This is a genomic window from Coleofasciculus sp. D1-CHI-01 (assembly GCF_040218875.1).
Lineage (GTDB): Bacteria > Cyanobacteriota > Cyanobacteriia > Cyanobacteriales > Coleofasciculaceae > Coleofasciculus.
This window is the reverse complement of sequence record NZ_JAVJQP010000088.1, coordinates 57,947-77,645: the sequence shown is the minus strand read 5'-3', so window position 1 is coordinate 77,645 and position 19,699 is coordinate 57,947. Positions and strand designations below refer to the sequence as shown.

The window sequence follows — 19,699 nt, the reverse complement described above, 5'->3', positions numbered from 1 at the left end:
TGAATAGACACGCCATGGTGCGTCTCATAATCTTTGATTTAGAGACGGGATCTGTCACAATGATGTCCTGGTTGTTTCCCAGGGTGAGAAATTCATGGGTCGTGCTGAAAAAGTTGTACTAGCCTACTCAGGTGGCGTCGATACTTCCGTTTGTATCCCTTATCTCAAAGAGGAATGGGGTGTGAAGGAGGTGATCACGCTAGCCGCCGATTTAGGTCAAGGTGATGAGTTAGAACCGATCAAAGAAAAAGCCTTGACATCGGGCGCAGCCGAGTCTCTGGTGGCGGACGCGACTGAACGGTTTGTCACCGATTATGCCTTTCCCGCGATTCAGGCAAATGCGCTGTATGAAAATCGCTATCCCTTGTCCACGGCGCTAGCGCGTCCGCTGATTGCTAAATTATTGGTCGAAGCTGCCCACAAGTATGGTGCAGATGCCGTGGCTCACGGTTGCACAGGTAAAGGGAATGACCAGGTGCGGTTTGATGTGTCGATTACGGCGCTCGACCCCAACTTGAAAGTTCTCGCACCCGCCAGGGAGTGGGGGTTGAGCCGGGAAGATACGATCGCGTATGGGGAACGGTTCGGGATTCCCTCTCCAGTGAAAAAGTCGTCTCCTTATAGTATTGACCGGAATTTGCTGGGTCGCAGTATTGAGGCGGGGATTCTCGAAGATCCCATGGCTGAACCGCCGGAAGAAATCTATCTGATGACCAAAGCGATCGCGGATACTCCCAATGATCCAGAATACGTGGATATTGGCTTTGAGCGAGGACTTCCGATCTCGTTAAATGGTCAAGCCCTTGAACCCGTCGCCCTGATTACTCAGCTTAACCAAGTCGCCGGAAATCATGGGGTGGGGCGGATTGATATGATTGAGAATCGGGTTGTCGGCATTAAATCTAGAGAGATTTATGAAGTTCCGGCTCTGTTAACCTTAATCCATGCCCATCGGGACTTAGAAAGCCTCACGTTGACATCTGATGTCAGCCAGTATAAGCGAGGGATTGAAGACACCTATAGCCAGCTTATTTACCAGGGGTTATGGTACTCTCCCCTAAAAGATGCTCTAGATGCGTTCATTCAACAAACTCAGGAGCAAGTCTCCGGAAGCGTGCGGGTGAAATTCTTTAAAGGGAATGCCACGATTGTCGGACGAGCGTCTAGCAATTCCCTCTATACCCCAGAACTGGCAACCTATACCTCTGAAGATCAGTTTGATCACAAAGCCGCTGAAGGCTTTATCTACATTTGGGGATTACCCACTCGCGTTTGGTCAGCCAAAACTAGAGGTTAAATGCCAGTAGAGACGTTGCATGCAACGTCTCTACAAATCGCTAGGATAGAAAGACAAACTTTCACGTTTCAGCCTCAACGTCCCTATGCCCACCTATCCTGGAATTTCTAGCGACGCCTTCCGACACCCTCTTGACCAACAAGCTGAGGATGCCCTACGGAGTGTTCCTGGATTTAACCTAGTTGCCCGCAAATTCGTCGAATTTATCTACGAACGTCCCCAATTCGTCTATCTGATGGGCAACAGTATCCAGGTGGGACCGCGCCAATATTCCACAATTTACAGCTTATTTCGCGAATGTGTACGGGATTTAGATATCCATCCCGAACCCACCCTATTTGTCAGTCAAAATCCCCAAGTGAACAGTTATGCCTTAGGACAGGATCATCCCTATATCGTGTTGAACACAGGATTATTAGACTTACTCACTGAAGTCGAAATTCGCACCGTGTTGGCACATGAACTGGGACATATCAAATGCGGTCACACGATTTTAATTCAGATGGGAATCTGGGCGATGGGTGCGGCGGCATTTCTGGGAGATTTAACCTTTGGTATCGGCAATATTGTCACCAGTGGTTTACTCTTTGCCTTTTATGAATGGCGGCGGAAAGCAGAGTTATCGTCAGATCGGGCGGCTTTATTGGTCATCGATGATATCAATATCGTCATGAAAACAATGATGAAACTATCGGGGGGTTCTCATGTTTATGGTCATGAGTGCAGCCTTGATGAATTTATCCGCCAATCCGATCGATTTCAAGACCTTGACCAAGATAGTCTTAATCAAGTTTATAAGTTTTTATTATACAACGGTGGGAATGGTTCGTTTCTTACCCATCCTTTTCCGGTTGAACGCTTGCGCTATCTGCGAGATTGGGTCAAATCAGAAGACTATCGTCAAATTCGTCAGGGCAATTATCGACGAGTAACCGACGAAGGATCAGTCAATGTGCCATCCCAAGCGCAGCAAAACCAGGAAGCCCAACGATTACAGCGTCAACTCGAAGAATTACAACGGGAAATTAACCGGATGAAATCTGAGTCGGATCAGTCTTAAAGGTTTGTATGTAGTAAGCGCTGTCTTCGCTATAAACGTTCGCCTCGCTGACTTAAGCATTATTCTCCCCCTGCTAAGAGACGTTGCATGCAACGTCTCTACATGCTTCCCCTGCTTCCCCCGCTCCCCCTGCTTCCCCCGCTCCCCTTAACCGAACAGTATTGAGGACATTCTTTACTGTTCCCTGTTCCCCGTTCCCTGTTCCCTCGCCTCACCACAAGACTTATTCAGCAACCCCTATATATTTTCGCGAAAATATATATGATGAATTTATGTCAATATCAATTGTGAGGTCGTCAAGCTGAACACGTCGATGAGCGGTAGCCTTGACGCAGGGTGTCATCAACTTGCTACTATTAGACCTTCAGTAAGGGCGTGAGCGTCCTCTTGGATTTTCATGATCAGGGAAGTTATCTTAGATACTCGTCATACTGAGTCTCGTACTCAATCCAACCAGCTAGGATTCCCTCTTCAGCAGGCACAGGATGTTATCTATCAATTTTTGCTAGATACGGTTAAACAGCAACCGCCAGAAACCGTTTTGCAAGAATTTAAATGGTTATTTATTGACTACAATGCATCAGAAGGTAATCCAGAAGCGATTAACGCTTTATCAGAAATACTTTTTGCTAACGATGAAAAAGAATTTACAAATACCCTTAAACGTTCCTGTTATATTGTTATTAATAATTGGTACATCTCAAGAAATTTTACGGCTAGCCAAGACTTAGTATCCCTATTTTCTGATGTAAAACTGACGCGAAAAACATTATCGCAAACATTAAGCCGTCAAAGAGCATGGCTGTTAAATTTCATTAACAGTCAAGACTATCACGAACTTCAATTATTTATTACTCAACAAGTAACTTCAGATCCAGGTCATTGGAGTAACCGTTATATCTCTTATCTACTCGTTCCCCAGTATACAAATCTGAACAACCCCGTGGAGCAACGTGAAGCGGCGAGAATCTTGTCAAAAAAACTCAAAGATCAGTTCAAGTTTGATTTGGCAATGTATACGGCGCACTCTAAATCCGCAATTTGTCGGAAACCTATTTACAATAATCCTACAGGTTTAGGGGATAAAGTTGTTGATCTAATTAAAAAAATCGTAGTTAAGCATGGAATGTTTAACTATAAAAATGTCGCTAATATATTTTTAGAACAAACCAAAGATTTTAACTATAAACGATTTAAGAAAAGTTTACAAAACTATCTGATATTTTCGGTTAAAAAGAAAGAGCTAGTTAAATCCTTAAATCAAACCTTAACTGAGAAATTAAATGATCTCTACAAAGATTACCATGATACAACCATAGAGGCGGCATTACTCCTGAGAACCTGTAACCGCTTAATTGAATATTTAACCACTGAAAATCAGGATGAGCCGTCACCCCTGTTTATTTTACTCATGTCTCAAGGTCATCACTTAACCTTAGCGATGCTCTTGCTGAAAATCATTATGATTTGTCCGAACTCGCGTAATCATCTAGAAACTTGCATTGCTAAATTAATTCAATATTACACCAATTATTCGGAAGAGGACTGTCGTTGGGTGATTACATTTTTTGAAGTGTTTAAAATTACCTTTGCCATTCATACGGAAAATGTCCAATATAATCTGATCAAAATGGATAATACTACAAGTTCCGAATTTCAGCTAGATGCTTACCGAGTGTTTTCTCAGCTTCGGGACTATGTTAATTTGGAAGAGAAACCCGAAAATCAGTAGATCGAGAAGTTTTCGGTTTAGATGGGGTGCAGGGGGGCAGAAGAGAAGAGACGCTCCTGAAGAGTGCAAATGATTTTTCTCTGTCTTCAGTTAGAGACGAGTCGCTTCCAGGATAAAGTAGAATGTCACCTTGGCTAGAGATAGCGATCGCCTGGATAGTGATAAGCTAGGCAATCGTGAGGTGCATATCGCTTAGGAGTATAGCGTGAAACGACTGACTGAGATTTGGCGACAGATATTAACACTGGCTTTAGCCTGCGTGATGCTACTGATTGGTACGGCGTGTAGTAGTACAGTGGTAGACAGTGGGCGTCCAGAAAATCCTCCGGTTCAAGCTGGAGGTACGAATAACCCCTACAAGAAGGGGGGAGACAGTTACACAGAGAACAATATGTCTCTAAATCCTGATGTCAGCCGTAGGTTAAACGTATCAAACAACTCGGTAGAGCAACCTGAATTAGCTCGATTAAGCTGAGAACGGTGACGGCTTTAGACTTAGGATAATTCACTGACAATAAAAGTAAGGAGATTTTTTTATGAGCAGAATGATAGATTGGCTAAAAAATAAACGGTTTACTCAATTATTAACCGTGGCTTTAGCGGGTATCTTTGTATTCATCAGTACAGGATGCAATAGTGGAGTATCAGCGAAGACGGCTGACGATGTAACCAAAAATGTTACTGAAGTTCTCACGCCTACAGGCGGAGCGAAGGACTATCAGGGGATTGATTCTCCGAAAACGTCTCGTCAGGCAAAGGATAATGCGGACAAATTAATTAAAAACGCAGAGAAAAATCTAGAGAAGAAGGCGGATACTCCTGAAAAGTTTATCGAGAATTATCAAGAAGGAGCGCCGCTGAATAAACGAGTTGAGCGACTCGGCAAAGATGTGAAAGAGTCAGCTACTAATCTCACTGAGGGTGTGACTGAGGGAACTCAGAGGGGTGTTGAAAATCTCAAAGACAATACAACAGATGCGGCTGAAGATGTAAGCAAGTCTGCCAAGCGTTCGGCAAAAGAGGCAAAGGAAAAAACTGAAGATGTTGCTGAAGATGTAGCTAAGTCTGCCAAACGTTCAGCCGCAGACACGAAAGACAAGGTACAAGAGACGGGTGAAAATATAGCCAAAAAGACGAAACGCGCCGCAGAAGATACAGCCGATGTTGTGCAAGATAAAGCAAGTAAAGCCAGTAAATCAGCGCAGCGAGCATTAGAAGATACGGCGGATGCGATTGACTAGAGTCGGAACTCTTGACATAAATTGTCTATTAGTATAGAGGTTTAGGGCTAATTGTTAATAGCAATGAACCCTGAACAGCATAAAAAGGGTACGGTAGTATCGTGCCCTTATTTTGTTATCTATGACAGCTTATCCAGATCAACCTCAAGCCACTGATGTGGTTTTGGGCGGTTCAATCTCCAGAGGAGACGCTGTATTAGGCGGAATTGAAGCCGTAAAACAGCAGTTGAATCAGACACCCTCATCCTCTCCCCTATCCCTGAATGCCAAAATTGCCGCCCTCCATAACGCTCTGAATTATCGGCAAAAGGGCATAGCGATACTTATTCAAGCCTTAGATGATGAAGTGTGGGAGATTCACCAAACTGCTTATTCTCTCCTAGAAAAACACGCCACCACTCAAGCCGAATCAGCCTTAACTCAGTACAGTATCCGATTAGCCAAGGAACTCCTCAACCGTTACGAAGCCGGACATCGGGCGTTCTCAAGAGCGAATTTAAGTGGGATTTGTTTGCAGTGGGAAATCTTGAGCGAGATTGATTTAAGTGATGCTAATCTCAGTGGAGCCTATCTTAATCGAGTCGATTTAACCGGAGCAATCCTTAAAGGCGCGAACTTCAACCAAACTATTCTAAACGGTGTAGAACTCAGTCAGGCAAATCTCAGCCATGTTAACCTAACTGGTGTTTCCCTAAAGGAGACAAACCTCAGTCAAGCTGAACTCACAGAGGCAAATCTCAGAGGGGCAGATTTAAGTAATGCTAACCTGCAAGAGGCAAATCTGACTCAAGGGATTATCAGTTGGGCAAACCTGAGTAACGCTAATATAAGCCAAGCTAATTTTACCGAAGCTAATCTGGTTGGCGCAAATCTAATCGGAGCAGACTTGAGTGACGCCAACTTGAGGGGCGCTAAACTAAAAGGAGTCAAGCTGACAAACGCTAATCTAGACAATGCCGATTATGATGAGCATACCGATTTTCCAGTTGGATTTAGTGATTACGATAAATTAAGAAAAATTGGGTAGGCGCGGGTTTCATCATGACGTTAAACTCCTAATTACACTGTCAAAATGAGAGAACAAACTTTTCTGTGTAATCAGTGTGAATAAGCTCCCACCTCCCTACTCCATCTAGACAATAAATCCGTGAAATCAGTGTTTTGACAAATGACTAATACCTTTAATCCCCATCAAACCTTAATCGAACAATTAGATTTAATGATCCGGGCGCGTTATCCGTTACTTTATATCGTGGCGGTTGAAGAAGAACCCGTGGAAGAAGTATTACATTCAGTTGCTGTACAATCTCAACCCGAACGCCAAGTTTTACTCTGGGATATTGTGCGGGGATGGGAGGATAATGGGGCGGATAAGGGTTCAGTTATGGGGGCGCTGCATCGGATTCGCAAGACTGATCCTCAGGAAAATAGCTTATTTGTCCTCCGGGATCTACATTTTATCTTAAAAAATCCTCAGAGCGATCGCAATGCGCCCGTGATCCGAGAATTGAAGAATCTAACCAAGGAACTTAAGCGTTCTCGCAAAACCTTAATCCTCACCAGTCATACCTTAGAAGTGCCAGCAGAATTGAGTGAGGAAGTTACGGTTATTGATTTTCCCTTGCCTAATTCCCAGGAAATTGATTATCTGATTAATATTCTGGTCAAACCAGAAAACTTAAATGTATCTGGATTAGCGCGGGAACAATTAGTTAAAGCTTGTCAGGGATTGAGTCGTGCCAGAATTGCCCGGGTATTGGCAAAGGCATTAGCCGCCAAACAACAGGTGAATGAAACAGATATTGATGGCGTATTAGGGGAGAAAAAACAAGCGATTCGCCAAACGGGAATTTTAGACTTTTTCACCGCCCAGGAATCATTAAAAAATGTCGGTGGATTGGAGAATCTCAAGCAATGGGTACGGATGCGCCAAGATGCATTTACCGAAGAAGCGCGACGCTATGGAATTCCCAATCCTAAGGGAATTTTACTGGTGGGAATTCAGGGAACCGGGAAATCGCTATCCGCGAAAACCATTGCCCATGAATGGCGTTTGCCCTTATTGCGGTTAGACACCGGGCGATTATTTGGCGGGATTGTCGGGGAAAGTGAAAGTCGGGTGCGCCAGATGATTCAAATTAGTGAAGCGATCGCGCCTTGTGTATTATGGATTGATGAGATTGATAAGGCGTTTGGTAATATTGGTGCTGGCGTTGATGGGGATTCGGGTACATCCAGACGGGTATTTGGTACGCTGATTACCTGGATGCAGGAAAAGACGAGTCCCGTTTTTATTGTGGCGACGGCGAATAATGTGCAGATTTTGCCCGCTGAGTTATTGCGAAAAGGCAGATTTGATGAAATCTTCTTTTTGAATTTGCCCACGGAAGCCGAACGCAAGGATATCTTTAAGGTACATTTGCAACCCTTACGCCCTTCTCGGTTACGAGATTTTGATTTAGCTAGATTAGCACGACAGGGGAAGGATTTTAGTGGGGCAGAGATTGAACAGGTGATTATTGATGCCATGCATCGAGCTTATGGTACGGTGGTGAATGGACAACGGCGAGATTTTACCACAGAGGATATTGTGCGGGCGATAGAAGAAACGGTACCACTTGCTGCGATCGCACGGGAGCAAATTGAAGCGCTGAAACACTGGGCAGCCCAGGCGGGGGCGAGAACGGCGTCGAATGATAGTAAGTTGGTGGAGGAGTTAAAGCATTTTACCACACAGAAGGGGATTGGTCCATTGGAAGTGGATTAATGATCGGTAAGTTCCTCTCAGCCATGCGTTGATGGCGCTCGCATCGCAACTACAAGCGCAACTGCGAACTGGGTTGCTCACGTTCCGATCGCCAAATCTGCCAGTATACGCCGATCCGCTCAACGAAGACTCCTGGTTTCTCTGCATAAATGCGCTGTCCTAAACAGTATGCTGACTGCTGCAATTGGAGTCGGCGGCGGTCAATTAAGCCAATTAGGGCGTCTAGTTGAGTGCGATCGCAGCCTAGTTCGGGTTCCTGTTCCAGTAGCTGACGCAACATCGCTAAATCATGGTCATCCCCTAGATAATCGGCTAATTGTTTCGTCTGTGATGCCATTTCTGCCATTAAATCTGACCATACTAATTTAAGCAGTCGCAGGTGATACCAAAGGTATTTTACCCGCTTGCGCCAATCGTGAAAATTCTCAACGCTAGGCTGATTAAAGGCTACAATTAATGCTTTATCCCCTCGTTTATAGACACGCTGAACACTCTCCTGTATCGTTGACCAGTCATTGCTTTTAATTGACCAATCTTTGACCCGTTCCCGCGCTGCTTTAATCATGCCAAAATTGGGCTAATGCTTTGTCTATCTGTTCGTAAGCAATCCGCTGAACTCCCTCAGATATAGATTCGGATGCCTTTAATCGATATGCCATGGTCAAGTGTGCGATCGCGCTTAGAGTTAGAGTACGCTGACAATGTTTTTAGGGATAGGGGAGCTGGGGAAGCTGGGGAAGCCATGTAGAGACGTAGCATGCTACGTCTGGAAGCTGGGGAAGAAGGGGGGAGGAACAATTCAATTAGACCTGAGCATCCTTGTAAGCTGTTCGGCATTTAAACCTTAATGTCAATAATGGTGAGCATCCTTGTAGTAGTGCGTTTAGCGAAGCCATGCCGCAGGCTTTGCATCTTGCTCGCTACTCATACCCCATTTAAATGCATGACAGCTTATAGATATTATCGTGTGCGATCGCGTCCTACTTAGCCTCTCTCTTGGGGATTATTTGGACGGTTTGAGTGGCAATTTTCGCAGCTTACCACATAAGAGACTCGACTGTTCACTGGTTAAAACAATCGTTCCGTCGGGTAGTATGGCTCCGCCTAAATCAGCATCGGTCAAATCTGCACCACTCAAATCAGCGCCGCTTAAATCAGCTCCTCTCAGATTTGCCCCTCGTAGGTTAGCACAATGTAAATTTGCCCAAATCAAATCCGCTCGGCGTAAATTCGCCCCACATAAGTTGGCTCTGGTGAAGTTTGCCCGTGTCAACGTAGCTTTTTCTAAGACAATCCCTTCCAGGTTTGCCTGACTCAAGTCAATTCTCTGGAGATCTACGCCGTTTAACTCTAGGTTGCTGAGGTTAAATCCCCGATAATCCCGTTCGCCCGCCGCATACTCCTCCAGCAGGCGCTCAGGTGCCATTCGTATTCGTTCTAGTTTCTTAAACAACTCTTGCTTTCTAGCTGACGCTGAGGATTTGTTTGGGTTAAGGATATTTCGATCAGAGGATTGCATAATCTTCTTTACCTGATAAATTCAACATAGTTAATCTTCAGGTATTTGGCTGGAGGATTAATTGAGAACAGTCCTAATTTTCGGTGAATTTAATCTGCTTTAGAGGTAACTTAAACCACCATCCGGCGTGACTCTAATGAGTTCTCCTTTGTGATCTACGTCTCTATTCTTGAACTAAACGCTATTATAACAAACGTCCGCAGCCTCTAAGCGAGAGAGGAGAAGGTTTATGACTTAGGGAACAGAAAAGGAGTCAGAAGGAAGAGGAAAAGTTGTGGTGCAAATGTCTAGCTCTCTATCTTGCAGTTGTATTCCGCAAATAGGGCTTGCTGTATTAATGGATAAGGTAGACAAGACTGGGAGTTCAATATCTTTTTCGACCAAACAAGTGCTTTAGTTTTGGCATCTAGATGCTCGCGTCTTTTGGAATTGTCAGCCTGTTCCCTGTTCCCTGTTCCCTGTTCCCTTGCCTCACCACAACACTTATTCAGCAGCACCTATTTATGGCAAAAACGCTGATAAACCGTCACTAACCCATCTGCATCTCCGACATTGCCGGGAAAGAGTACCACAGGCAAATCTGGAAACTGAGGATGATCCGATGGGGTTCGCACGACAGAACAGCCAGGAATAATTTGACCCAGTAACCGGGCAGATCTTAAGTCTAATCCTGTACTTAAGACATCATTTGAGGTAATTCCACCCTTACTAATTAAAAAGCCAATATCTTTGGGTAAGTCTCGAACAATATCCATTAATAATGCCGAAACTGCTGCGCCAAAGTTTAACCGAGTTTGCACGTCTTTAAAGACTAATTCCTCACGACTGGTATAAATGACGGCTGTTTTATTCGAGTTGTAAATCTCGCCAACGGCGGCGACAACTTTGGCTAAAAGTGAATCCCGTTGGGATGCTGACTCCTCAAGTAAATGACTAACATCCACCTCAACGCCGACAATATCAGAGAGTTTCAGGAGTTGTTCAAGCTGTTGGGTGGTCTTTTTAACATGAGAACCCACCAACACAACGCCCGGTTTCCCTTCTCTGACATACTGTGCCATATTCTCTGGCGGGACGGGTTGAGCGCCCAGACTCGCCAGAGAGGTTAAAATACTGGCAGCAGAACGAAATAGGAAACGTTTCCCTTGGGCGGCGGCGCTGAGGACATCGGCGGCGAATTTATCTAAATCGGCTTGAGTTTCCCCATCAACGACACCACATTGGTTCCCACTCAAATTAAGGAGGCGTTCTAAACTTCCTGAACGAATATCAGAGAGGACAAAGCGCTCAACGTTTTCGGCTTTAATCCTTCCCTTGGTCTTTTCTTCCACATAATCGGGTAAATAGCTGTGGTGATAGCCAAATACCGAGTCACGGGCAAATTCGGTTTCATGGACGGGTGTAGGGACACCATCCACCATTAGATAATGAATACTGTCGCGGGTGACTCGTCCACCTTCAAAGAATGCAGGAACTAAGAAATGAGCATCAAAGGGTCCCACTTCTTGGGCAATCACATCGGTTTCCACGGGATAATGTCCGCGTAGGGTGGAATCAGAGCGACTGACGACAAGAAAATCGTCGATTCCTTCAGTTTCTATGGCAATTTTCAGATTATGGCAAACCTCACAAGTGACTGTGGCGGCTTCCTCTGGGGTTAACGCCCGCGTATTCGTCAGGACAAAGAAAATCGGTGAAGCGTCGGCTAGTCCTAACCGTAGAGTTTGCACATCCCAGCGCGTCAGCAGCAAGCAACTGTGAACGGTTTGGGAACCGGTGGGGTCATCATCCAAAACGATAATTTTGGGTTTGCTGGTCATGCTCTTGGTATCCTGCGATCGGCAAGGGTCAATTTATCCCTGAAATTCAGGGTATCAGGATCTTGGCGAGAAAGCACGAACCACTGTAGAGACGTGCCATGGCACGTCTGGGAGATGGAAGGGAGTGAACTCAACACTGAGTCAGGGCGGGTTTTGTACTAACGTTACTATCAATTGCGACAAGAGAGTCCCTAAACCCGCCCCTACACATCGCGGGTTTTGTACTAACGTTACTATCAATTGCGACAAGAGAGTCCCTAAACCCGCCCCTACAGATCATGTCCTCGAAGGTCGTGAAGGATCAACCAACACTCAACACGTTCCCATTAGCCAATAGGTTGTCATTTCCCCGCGCCCTTTAACTGCGATCGCACCTCGTTCCTGAAACTGGAATTTGTCGCGTAATCGCTGGTATGTCGTCTCTGTGACTTGTATTTGTCCCGGTTCTCCCGACGATTCCATCCGCGAGGCGACATTCACCGCATCTCCCCACAAGTCATAGATAAATTTTCTAATCCCAATCACCCCCGCCACGACTGATCCGGTATTAATTCCAATGCGAATTTGCAATGACTCACTGTGTTCGGCTTGAAACTGAGTAATCGCCTGCTGCATATCCAACGCCATCTGCGCGATCGCTTCTGCATGATCTTCCCTCGGCTGTGGTAATCCGCCAACCACCATATAAGCATCACCAATGGTTTTAATTTTCTCCAAACCATGACGTTCTGCCAACTGGTCAAATGTGGAAAACATCTGATTGAGTAAATTCACTAATTCAATCGGTTTTAACCGCGCCGATAACGGCGTAAACCCGACAATATCCGCAAACAGAATTGTCACATCATCAAAATTCTCCGCAATCGCTGATTGGTCTTGTTTCAGCCGTTCTGCAATTAGTTCAGGCAAAATATTCAGTAATAATTGTTCCGATTTTTCTTGTTCTAACCGTAATGCCACCTCTGCCTGTTTGCGATCGGTAATATCACGCGCCACCCAAATCACCGAATCATCGGAAAGCGGTGACAAATTCGCCGCAAACCAAATATCCTCTCCTGCCAGATTGATGCAATACTCGATATTCACCGTAGCTTGAGTTAACAACGCCTCTCGAATACTATTGAGAATAAAATCTACCTGACTGGAATCGAAATATTCCAACAGAGTTGTTCCCAATATGTCCCCCGGAGATTTACACCATTTTCCTTTATTTGTAGGTGCCACCTTCAGACAACGACCCGACGCATCCACCACCAGAACCATATCCGTCATCGCGGCAAAGAGTGCCTTCATTTCTGCCTCGGCTTTCTTCTGCTGCATAACTGGACCCAACTGCGCCGATACGACAGACACCAATTCAATCCAATTTTCATCATTTTGGTGTTCTTCTGCCATAAAAAACACTAACACCGCTAAAACCGGGGCAGAGGTTTGCGGCGTCGCTGGGGCAACAATGGGTACAGCAAAGGCTGATTTTAACCCACAGTCGGTTGCCAATTTGAGTCGCAAGAAAACATCATCAGTTTCGGTGGCAATATCACTAATCCATTCGGGTTCACCGTGACACCAAATCCGTCCCGGTATTTCTTCTTCGGGTAAAAATGTTAGGGCTTCACTATACTCTCGGAATTGTTGCAGGGCGGTGATAACCTCTGGATCAAGTCCGGTCTGTTTGTAATACCAACGATGGCTACATTCTAATGCCATTCCGTCTGTCGCTGGAATCCAGACTTCGCCATAAATCCAGCCCGTAGTTTGACACACTTGATGCAGGGCAATTTCTAAGGCGGCTTGAAAATCAGGGGCGGCATTAATCGCTTGACTAATTGTTAGCAGTAACTCAACTCGTTGTTCAGCCTGTTTGCGTTCGGTGATATCATTAATTACCGCCAGTATGCATTCTTCTTCGCCAATTGTAATTAATTCTGCGGATAACAATCCCGTTCTGACTTGACCCGATTTGGTATAAAAATGAAACTCTTGATCCCGAATAGCACCTGTCTTTTGTAATAGGCTACGGAGTCGGGTACGTTCTTGGGGTTCAACCCAAAAATTGAGTTCAATAGAAGTATGAGCAATCACATCCTCTAGGTCATATCCGGTAATCTTGAGAAAGCTTTCATTTACCTCAATAAACGTTCCCTCAGCCAGAGTAGTAATCGTAATTGGGTTCGGGGATGAGCGAAAGGCGAGAGCAAACTTTTCTTCAGACAGGCGTAAGGCGGCGGTGCGTTGCTCAACTCGTGACTCTAACTCAGTTTGATTTTTTTCTAGGGCGGTAAAGAAGGAGTATAACTGTTGACTCATTTGATTAAAGGATTGAGCTAAAATTTCAAGTTCATGCACCCGAACCGGAATTTTGCTATCGACTTTTACCTGTTGGTTAAATTTGCCCTGGGCAATTTTCGCCGCCGCTATGCTTAACTGGGTAATCGGCTGGGTAATCCGTCTGGCGGTGAAGATTCCTAACCCTGTTGCTACAACAAACGCCGCGAAGCATAAGCTAATCGTGGTGCGGGTATTGTCATGGATTTGTTCCATGAAATCCGCTTCCGGTATCGCCACCACAATCAACCAATCTAAGCCATGATCATCTTGGAAAGGGGTGACTTGTAAATAATAGCGATCGCGGTTTAGATTAAAGGATAGCTGTTGGCTCTGGTTATTCTGGTTTAAGGTATCAACGTTTTGGTTTAAATACTGCGCGGTTAATTGAATTAAGGGATCACGGCTATGAGTAGCAAATAGGCGTTGAGTTTTATCGCCATCCTGAATAAATCGCTGTTCTGATGTGGAACTGGCAACCAGTAATCCGGATCGTTCAATAATAAACGCTTGTCCTGTTTGACCAATTCTTAAGCTGTTGAGGAATTTACTAATTTCAGATAGTAAAATATCAGTACCAACCACACCTAATAATTTATCCTTGTCGTCAAATACCGGTTCAGCTAGGGTAATCCCTAACCGAGAATGGCTAAACATGACATAAATAGGACTCCAAACCGTTTGACCTTTAAAAGCAGCCTCTTTATACCAGGGGCGGATGCGAGGGTCATAATTGGCGCGACTATCTAACCGTTGTTTAGGATTCCCTTGGCTGTCGGTTGTGTAGGTATGAAAGTTATAGTTAGTGGATTGATCGGCAACTTTCAGCACTAAGCGGCTATCCTCGGTATAGCCTGCGCCAATATACTCTCCTTGCTCGCTGCCGAACTGAATGGTATTAATAGAGTGGGTAATCTGTACGAGTTGCCACAGATAGCGCTCACTGGGCTGATCCTGAGGGAGCACCTGACCCCGACGCACGGCATTGACGAGAACATGGTTGACTAGATGAGGTGTTTCCAGGTAACTATCGACATGTTGTACGATGCGATCGCTAACCTCGGTCTGTAACTGCGTAACCAGATTGTCAACCGCCTGCTGTCCATTGCGAAAGGAGAGATATCCAGTCAACCCTACCGCCGCAAAGATCTGGAGCAGAAAGGGAACCACCAGAACCACGCGCAATGGCATCTTTTGACTGCGTTTAGCGCTTTTGACAAGCTGACGGGTAATGGTTGGCAGTAACATGGGACAAGGATCACCTACATGAATAACACGGTATAAACTCGTCGATTTGACTAATCAGGTTTTCTGGCGTTGCATCATCAAAGCGAAAAGCTACTTCCTTTTGTACCAAAAACTTAAGTATCCCTAAAGTATCGCTAAAGTGGATAAATCTCTGTCTTCCTAGACAAATGCCAAGTTGGGACTCCTCGATTGATTTTTCCAAAGGAATCCTATAGTATCTCTAATGGGTTGGGATGAAAATAATTCTTCCTGTAAAGAAAATACAGGACTCATTGACCAATTTCCGCACAATTTTGGGAAAATGACAAAATTTACCCATACGGTGTCATACAGTTGCCATGAAAAAGCCCTGTTTTACCATTCTTCGGCTGTATTACTGGAGAGGTAGAGACGTTGCATGCAACGTCTCTACAACAGTTCGTTTGTCCACTACAACCTCTGTTCCCTGTTCCCTGTTCCCTGTTCCCTGTTCCCTGTTCCCAGCTCCCCCAGCTTCACGTTTGTGCGGGCAAATAAACCGTAAATAAACTACCTTTGCCCAACTCACTCTCGACTTCAATCCTACCCTGATGAGCTTCTACAATCCGACGAGACAAGTATAATCCCAAACCACTCCCCGATCGCTTATGCTTTCCTTGGCGAAATCGCTGGAAAAGAGTAGCAAGATCTTCTGGACGAATACCTGATCCCGTATCTTGAATGGAAATTGTCACTAAAGGGGGTTGACCATCTGCCGAGTTTGTGGAATCCGATTCTAAACCTAAATTAATATCGACCGAGCCCTTTTCCGTAAACTTGACCGCATTGCCAATTAGATTAGTGAATACGCGGCGGAGTTCAAGCCGATCGCCCATCACCCGACAATCGTCTGAATTAGATGAAATAGCGCACTCTCCTACATTCAGCCTTAACGCTAATCCTTTTTCCTGGGCTAAGGGAGTCAGTTCTTGAACGACTTCCTTAATCATTTCCTGAGGATTTATTGAAACAAAGGTTAACTCTTTAGACCCAGCATCGTGGCGATAAACTTCCAACACCGTATTCACCATCTGGACTAAATGTTGGTTGCTTTGCTGGATAGAAACGACGGCTTCTACGGCTGAATCAGGAAGCTCTCCAAAGCTTCCCCGTTTCAATAAACTCAGCATCCGATCAGCGGCGACTAAGGGGGTTCGCAAATCGTGGGTGAGACGAGAGACGAAATCTTCTCGCTGACGCGCCAGTCGCACTTGTTCATCAATACTGTGCTTAAGTCGCAGTAGCGATCGCACTCGCGCTAATAACTCCCCCACATCCACAGGTTTGCGAATAAAATCATCCGCCCCCGCATCGAGTCCTTCAATCGCACTCGACTGTTCATAAGCGGTGATCAGCAAAATTGGGATAAACGCCAAACTGCTATTTTGACGAATCCGCCGAGTCACCTCATAACCATCCATTTGGGGCATCATTACATCCAGCAAGATTAAATCAGGAGGTGATTTTTCAACGATTGCTAATGCGGAATATCCATCTTCAACTAAACTGAGGTCATATCCTTCAGTTTCTAAGATGGTTTGCATTAGGAATAAATTGTCTGGCGCATCATCAACTGCCAGAATCTGCTCTATTTTTGGCTCAGGTAGATTCATTTTTCATCTATTTATACTTGAAAAGCATCGTAACTCCAAAACATTTTAAAAGATTTAATTATAGGCAGGTACTTTAATTTCTGTCAACTTCCCCGAATAAGAAATATAACGCGGCAGTTCGACGCGAAAAATTGACCCTTCTCCCACTTGACTTTCTACCGTAATCTTGCCCTGCATCAATTGAACTAAGGATTTGGTCATTGCTAATCCTAGCCCTGTACCGGGGTATTGCCGGGCTATGGTCTGATCAACTTGGCGGAAGGCTTCAAAAATATAGTCTAATTCGGCTTGAGACAGACCAATTCCCGTATCCTCAACGTCAATAATCAGTCGTTGCGATTCAACCTCGTATACATTGACCCAGATCGACCCTGATTTGGTAAATTTAACCGCATTCATGAGCAGGTGTTTTAAGACCTTGTGCAAATGAGAGCGATCGTTGATAATTGAGGAATTTTCGAGTTGGATTTTTATCGATAAGTCTAAGCCTTTCTGTAGTGCCAAGGGACGAACATCATTAACCGTGCAATTGACCACTTGATCGATATTAAATTCTTCCGCCTTAAGTTCCAAAGCCCCGGCTTCAATTTGAGCAAAATCTAAGACTTCACTTAAGAGTGATAACAGATGCTTGCCATTTTTTAAGATACATCGTACCATCTTTAATTGTGAGAATGTCAGAGATCCATGGCGTTGGAGTAGGAGCATTTGAGCAAAGCCGATAATCACATTCATCGGCGTCCGCAATTCATGGGATGTCGTGGCTAAAAACTGTGATTTAAGTTTAGAGAGTTCTTTTAATTTTAAATTTTGACGTTGAATTTGTTGCCGTTGTTGGGCTAATTCTTGATTTTGCCGGACTAGCTGTTCATTCGTCTGGCGCAACTGCTGATGAGCCAGTTCCACCTGCTGTTCGGCTTGGTAGATGCGAATCGCGTTTTGCAGAATCCGTCCTAAACTTGTCGGTGAAACCTTATCCTGAGACAGGTAGTCTGACGCCCCAGCTTTCATCAGCGCCACGGCGACTTGCTCATTACCGTGAGCGGTGATTACCACCAAGGGAATCTTGACGCCAGCCTTTCGCAAATCTTGCACCAGGCTTAATCCATCTTTGTCGGGGAGAGAGTAATCCAGAAAGACACAGTCAAATGTCTCACGCTCAATGAGAGCGATCGCGCTATTATAGTCACAGGCTTCAACATAATTGATTGACAAGCCCGTGGCATCCAGAGCCTGACGCACAGCTAAGCGATCGATGTCCTCATCATCAACGAGCAGAATATTGAGCATTTCTTTCATCAACGAGCAGAACTGAAGGATTTCTTCATCACCAAGGTCAGCATTAAGCTCACTGTTGTATCCCAGGGAGAATGGCAACTGGTGCGCCAATGCTATTGCCCTAACGCACAACTCAATTAATGGAGGTTACAGCTTGTTCTGGGAAGTGAGTTTGCCTAAGCTGGCATTGAAGATAGTCCAACCTTTGTCTTAGATTGTATGCTGGTGGCTATGGTTTTCGTCTCAGTCCATAGGCATAATCACTAGAAAGTCTCTTGGAAATACTTGAGCAGCTTCGTAGATACGATGAAGCAGGGGAAGCAGGGGAAGCAGGGGAAGCAGGGGAAGCAGGGGAAGCAGGGGAAGATATTAGCTGTTCAGTTATTTTTGCCTTCTTGCACTAGAAAGTCTCTTGGCTGCCAAATTTTTGGCTCAACTGAAACGGCTTAATACTATTGATAGATGTACATCTGCCACGGATCTGCCATAGTGTTGATTATCTTTATTGCCACGTCGCACTAGCGGGGGAAGCACTAGCGAGGAAGGAGTAATCGATGCCGATAGCAATACTTGACTTTTTAGGCTTAAGGATGCTAAAGAAAGCGTTATCCTTGTCTGACCTGACTCCAGGGTATCAGCGCGATCGGAAACGAAGAATCACTTCATCGTGATTAAATCTAAGCATGGATTAGGTTAGGCTGATTGAATAATGAAAATTCTCCAAATCCGAGAGAAGGAGTCAAACAGTCCTACATCTCTCAATGACCAAGATAAAACGAATTTGAGTTCTGAAACATTGATGGTGAGTCCTATGCGTGTCGTCCTGATTGAAGACCATAACCTTACGCGGATGGGTTTACAAGCCGCTTTACAAGAACAGGATGGAATTGAAGTCGTCGGAGAAGCGGCGAATGCGACTCAAGGATTGAAGCTGCTGGAAAGCCTGAAACCCGATGTCGCTATTGTGGATATCGGTTTACCGGATATGGATGGCATTGATTTGACTCGCAAGTTCAAGAGTAGCCATACAGATACCCAGGAGCCACAAACAAGGGTTCTGATCTTAACCATGCATGATAGTGAAGATGCGGTACTGGCTGCTTTTGCGGCTGGAGCTGATTCCTATTGTATGAAGGATATTGAAATTGAACAGCTTGTCGAGGCGTTAGAAGTAACCCAGGAAGGGAACGCCTGGATTGATCCAGCGATTGCCAGTATTGTTTTACGACAGGTAAAACGAGATCCATCCTCTGAAATGGCGGCGAATCAAGATCGAACCGTCAAGATTGATGGGGTAGGTCCAGAGTACGAACAAGTCATCGAAGCCTATCCCTTAACCGAACGGGAATTAGAGGTGCTTGAGCTAATTGTGGCAGGAGCGAGTAATGCCGCGATCGCGGATAAGCTTTATATTACAGTAGGCACAGTCAAAACCCATGTTCGCAATATTCTGAATAAGCTCTGCGTTGATGACCGTACCCAAGCCGCTGTCCATGCACTCCGTTCTGGATTAATTACTTAGGGGTTGCTGAATACGTGTTGTGGTGAGGGTAGGGAACAGGGAACAGGGAATAGAAAATAGGGAATAGAAAATAGGGAATAGGGAACGGGGAATAGGAAATAGGGAATAGGGAACAAGTTTCAACTAATTCCTGATACCGGATGCAGGATATAGCAGTAGACACATCGATGAGGACGTTCGGCATCATTGTAGAGACGTTGCATGCAACGTCTCTACATAAATGATGTGTCCTAACCGCTATGGCGGTTGCTATAATTCC

Annotated in this window: 15 protein-coding genes; 9 read left to right on the top strand and 6 right to left on the bottom strand. The window is 45.0% G+C overall.

Annotated elements, in window-relative coordinates:
* Positions 1-94 precede the first annotated feature (94 nt).
* From RIB93_RS16120 to RIB93_RS16090, 7 genes are all read left to right on the top strand, one after another.
* Positions 95-1,297 (top strand): argininosuccinate synthase, encoded by a 1,203-nt coding sequence (locus tag RIB93_RS16120; RefSeq protein ID WP_446373750.1) that lies wholly within the window; start codon positions 95-97, stop codon positions 1,295-1,297.
* An 85-nt stretch (positions 1,298-1,382) separates the two neighbouring features.
* Entirely contained in the window at positions 1,383-2,357 is a 975-nt protein-coding gene (locus RIB93_RS16115) for a M48 family metallopeptidase (protein ID WP_446373749.1), read from the top strand.
* Positions 2,358-2,754: 397 nt separating this feature from the next.
* Positions 2,755-4,089 carry a hypothetical protein gene (locus RIB93_RS16110; protein WP_446373748.1) on the top strand — a complete coding sequence of 445 codons (1,335 nt, stop codon included), beginning with the start codon at positions 2,755-2,757 and terminating at the stop codon, positions 4,087-4,089.
* Positions 4,090-4,294: 205 nt separating this feature from the next.
* Positions 4,295-4,564: a DUF6658 family protein gene (locus tag RIB93_RS16105; RefSeq protein WP_446373747.1), complete on the top strand. Its 270-nt coding sequence runs from the start codon at positions 4,295-4,297 to the stop codon at positions 4,562-4,564.
* Positions 4,565-4,625: 61 nt separating this feature from the next.
* On the top strand, positions 4,626-5,330 hold the full coding sequence (locus RIB93_RS16100) for a hypothetical protein (protein WP_446373746.1): 705 nt from the start codon (positions 4,626-4,628) through the stop codon (positions 5,328-5,330).
* Between the two features lie 121 nt (positions 5,331-5,451).
* Positions 5,452-6,357 (top strand): pentapeptide repeat-containing protein, encoded by a 906-nt coding sequence (locus RIB93_RS16095; RefSeq protein ID WP_446373745.1) that lies wholly within the window; start codon positions 5,452-5,454, stop codon positions 6,355-6,357.
* A 141-nt stretch (positions 6,358-6,498) separates the two neighbouring features.
* Entirely contained in the window at positions 6,499-8,097 is a 1,599-nt protein-coding gene (locus tag RIB93_RS16090) for an AAA family ATPase (RefSeq protein WP_446373744.1), read from the top strand.
* 49 nt (positions 8,098-8,146) lie between these two features.
* On the opposite strand, the gene RIB93_RS16085 is transcribed toward RIB93_RS16090, so the two are convergent.
* From RIB93_RS16085 to RIB93_RS16060, 6 genes are all read right to left on the bottom strand, one after another.
* A complete protein-coding gene (locus RIB93_RS16085; RefSeq protein WP_446373743.1) occupies positions 8,147-8,662 on the bottom strand; it encodes a CHAD domain-containing protein in 516 nt (171 codons plus the stop codon).
* A 438-nt stretch (positions 8,663-9,100) separates the two neighbouring features.
* Positions 9,101-9,523: a pentapeptide repeat-containing protein gene (locus RIB93_RS16080; protein WP_446373742.1), complete on the bottom strand. Its 423-nt coding sequence runs from the start codon at positions 9,521-9,523 to the stop codon at positions 9,101-9,103.
* 590 nt (positions 9,524-10,113) lie between these two features.
* On the bottom strand, positions 10,114-11,436 hold the full coding sequence (locus RIB93_RS16075) for a four-carbon acid sugar kinase family protein (protein ID WP_446373741.1): 1,323 nt from the start codon (positions 11,434-11,436) through the stop codon (positions 10,114-10,116).
* Between the two features lie 312 nt (positions 11,437-11,748).
* Positions 11,749-15,009 (bottom strand): adenylate/guanylate cyclase domain-containing protein, encoded by a 3,261-nt coding sequence (locus RIB93_RS16070; protein ID WP_446373740.1) that lies wholly within the window; start codon positions 15,007-15,009, stop codon positions 11,749-11,751.
* A gap of 494 nt (positions 15,010-15,503) precedes the next feature.
* On the bottom strand, positions 15,504-16,640 hold the full coding sequence (locus RIB93_RS16065) for a hybrid sensor histidine kinase/response regulator (RefSeq protein WP_446373739.1): 1,137 nt from the start codon (positions 16,638-16,640) through the stop codon (positions 15,504-15,506).
* 54 nt (positions 16,641-16,694) lie between these two features.
* Entirely contained in the window at positions 16,695-18,029 is a 1,335-nt protein-coding gene (locus RIB93_RS16060) for an ATP-binding protein (protein ID WP_446373738.1), read from the bottom strand.
* Positions 18,030-18,193: 164 nt separating this feature from the next.
* Between RIB93_RS16060 and RIB93_RS16055 the strand changes: the two genes are divergently transcribed.
* On the top strand, positions 18,194-18,322 hold the full coding sequence (locus tag RIB93_RS16055) for a hypothetical protein (protein ID WP_446373737.1): 129 nt from the start codon (positions 18,194-18,196) through the stop codon (positions 18,320-18,322).
* 398 nt (positions 18,323-18,720) lie between these two features.
* Positions 18,721-19,440 (top strand): response regulator, encoded by a 720-nt coding sequence (locus tag RIB93_RS16050; protein ID WP_446373771.1) that lies wholly within the window; start codon positions 18,721-18,723, stop codon positions 19,438-19,440.
* Positions 19,441-19,699 lie beyond the last annotated feature (259 nt).

Excerpts from the sequence above, each read along its gene's own strand:
- RIB93_RS16095 (WP_446373745.1), top strand. The coding sequence starts at position 5,452 with ATGACAGCTTATCCAGATCAACCTCAAGCCACTGATGTGGTTTTGGGC.
- RIB93_RS16075 (WP_446373741.1), bottom strand. The coding sequence starts at position 11,436 with ATGACCAGCAAACCCAAAATTATCGTTTTGGATGATGACCCCACCGGT.
- RIB93_RS16120 (WP_446373750.1), top strand. The coding sequence starts at position 95 with ATGGGTCGTGCTGAAAAAGTTGTACTAGCCTACTCAGGTGGCGTCGAT.
- RIB93_RS16065 (WP_446373739.1), bottom strand. The coding sequence starts at position 16,640 with ATGAATCTACCTGAGCCAAAAATAGAGCAGATTCTGGCAGTTGATGAT.
- RIB93_RS16110 (WP_446373748.1), top strand. The coding sequence starts at position 2,755 with ATGATCAGGGAAGTTATCTTAGATACTCGTCATACTGAGTCTCGTACT.
- RIB93_RS16085 (WP_446373743.1), bottom strand. The coding sequence starts at position 8,662 with ATGATTAAAGCAGCGCGGGAACGGGTCAAAGATTGGTCAATTAAAAGC.
- RIB93_RS16090 (WP_446373744.1), top strand. The coding sequence starts at position 6,499 with ATGACTAATACCTTTAATCCCCATCAAACCTTAATCGAACAATTAGAT.
- RIB93_RS16115 (WP_446373749.1), top strand. The coding sequence starts at position 1,383 with ATGCCCACCTATCCTGGAATTTCTAGCGACGCCTTCCGACACCCTCTT.
- RIB93_RS16070 (WP_446373740.1), bottom strand. The coding sequence starts at position 15,009 with ATGTTACTGCCAACCATTACCCGTCAGCTTGTCAAAAGCGCTAAACGC.
- RIB93_RS16080 (WP_446373742.1), bottom strand. The coding sequence starts at position 9,523 with ATGGCACCTGAGCGCCTGCTGGAGGAGTATGCGGCGGGCGAACGGGAT.
- RIB93_RS16100 (WP_446373746.1), top strand. The coding sequence starts at position 4,626 with ATGAGCAGAATGATAGATTGGCTAAAAAATAAACGGTTTACTCAATTA.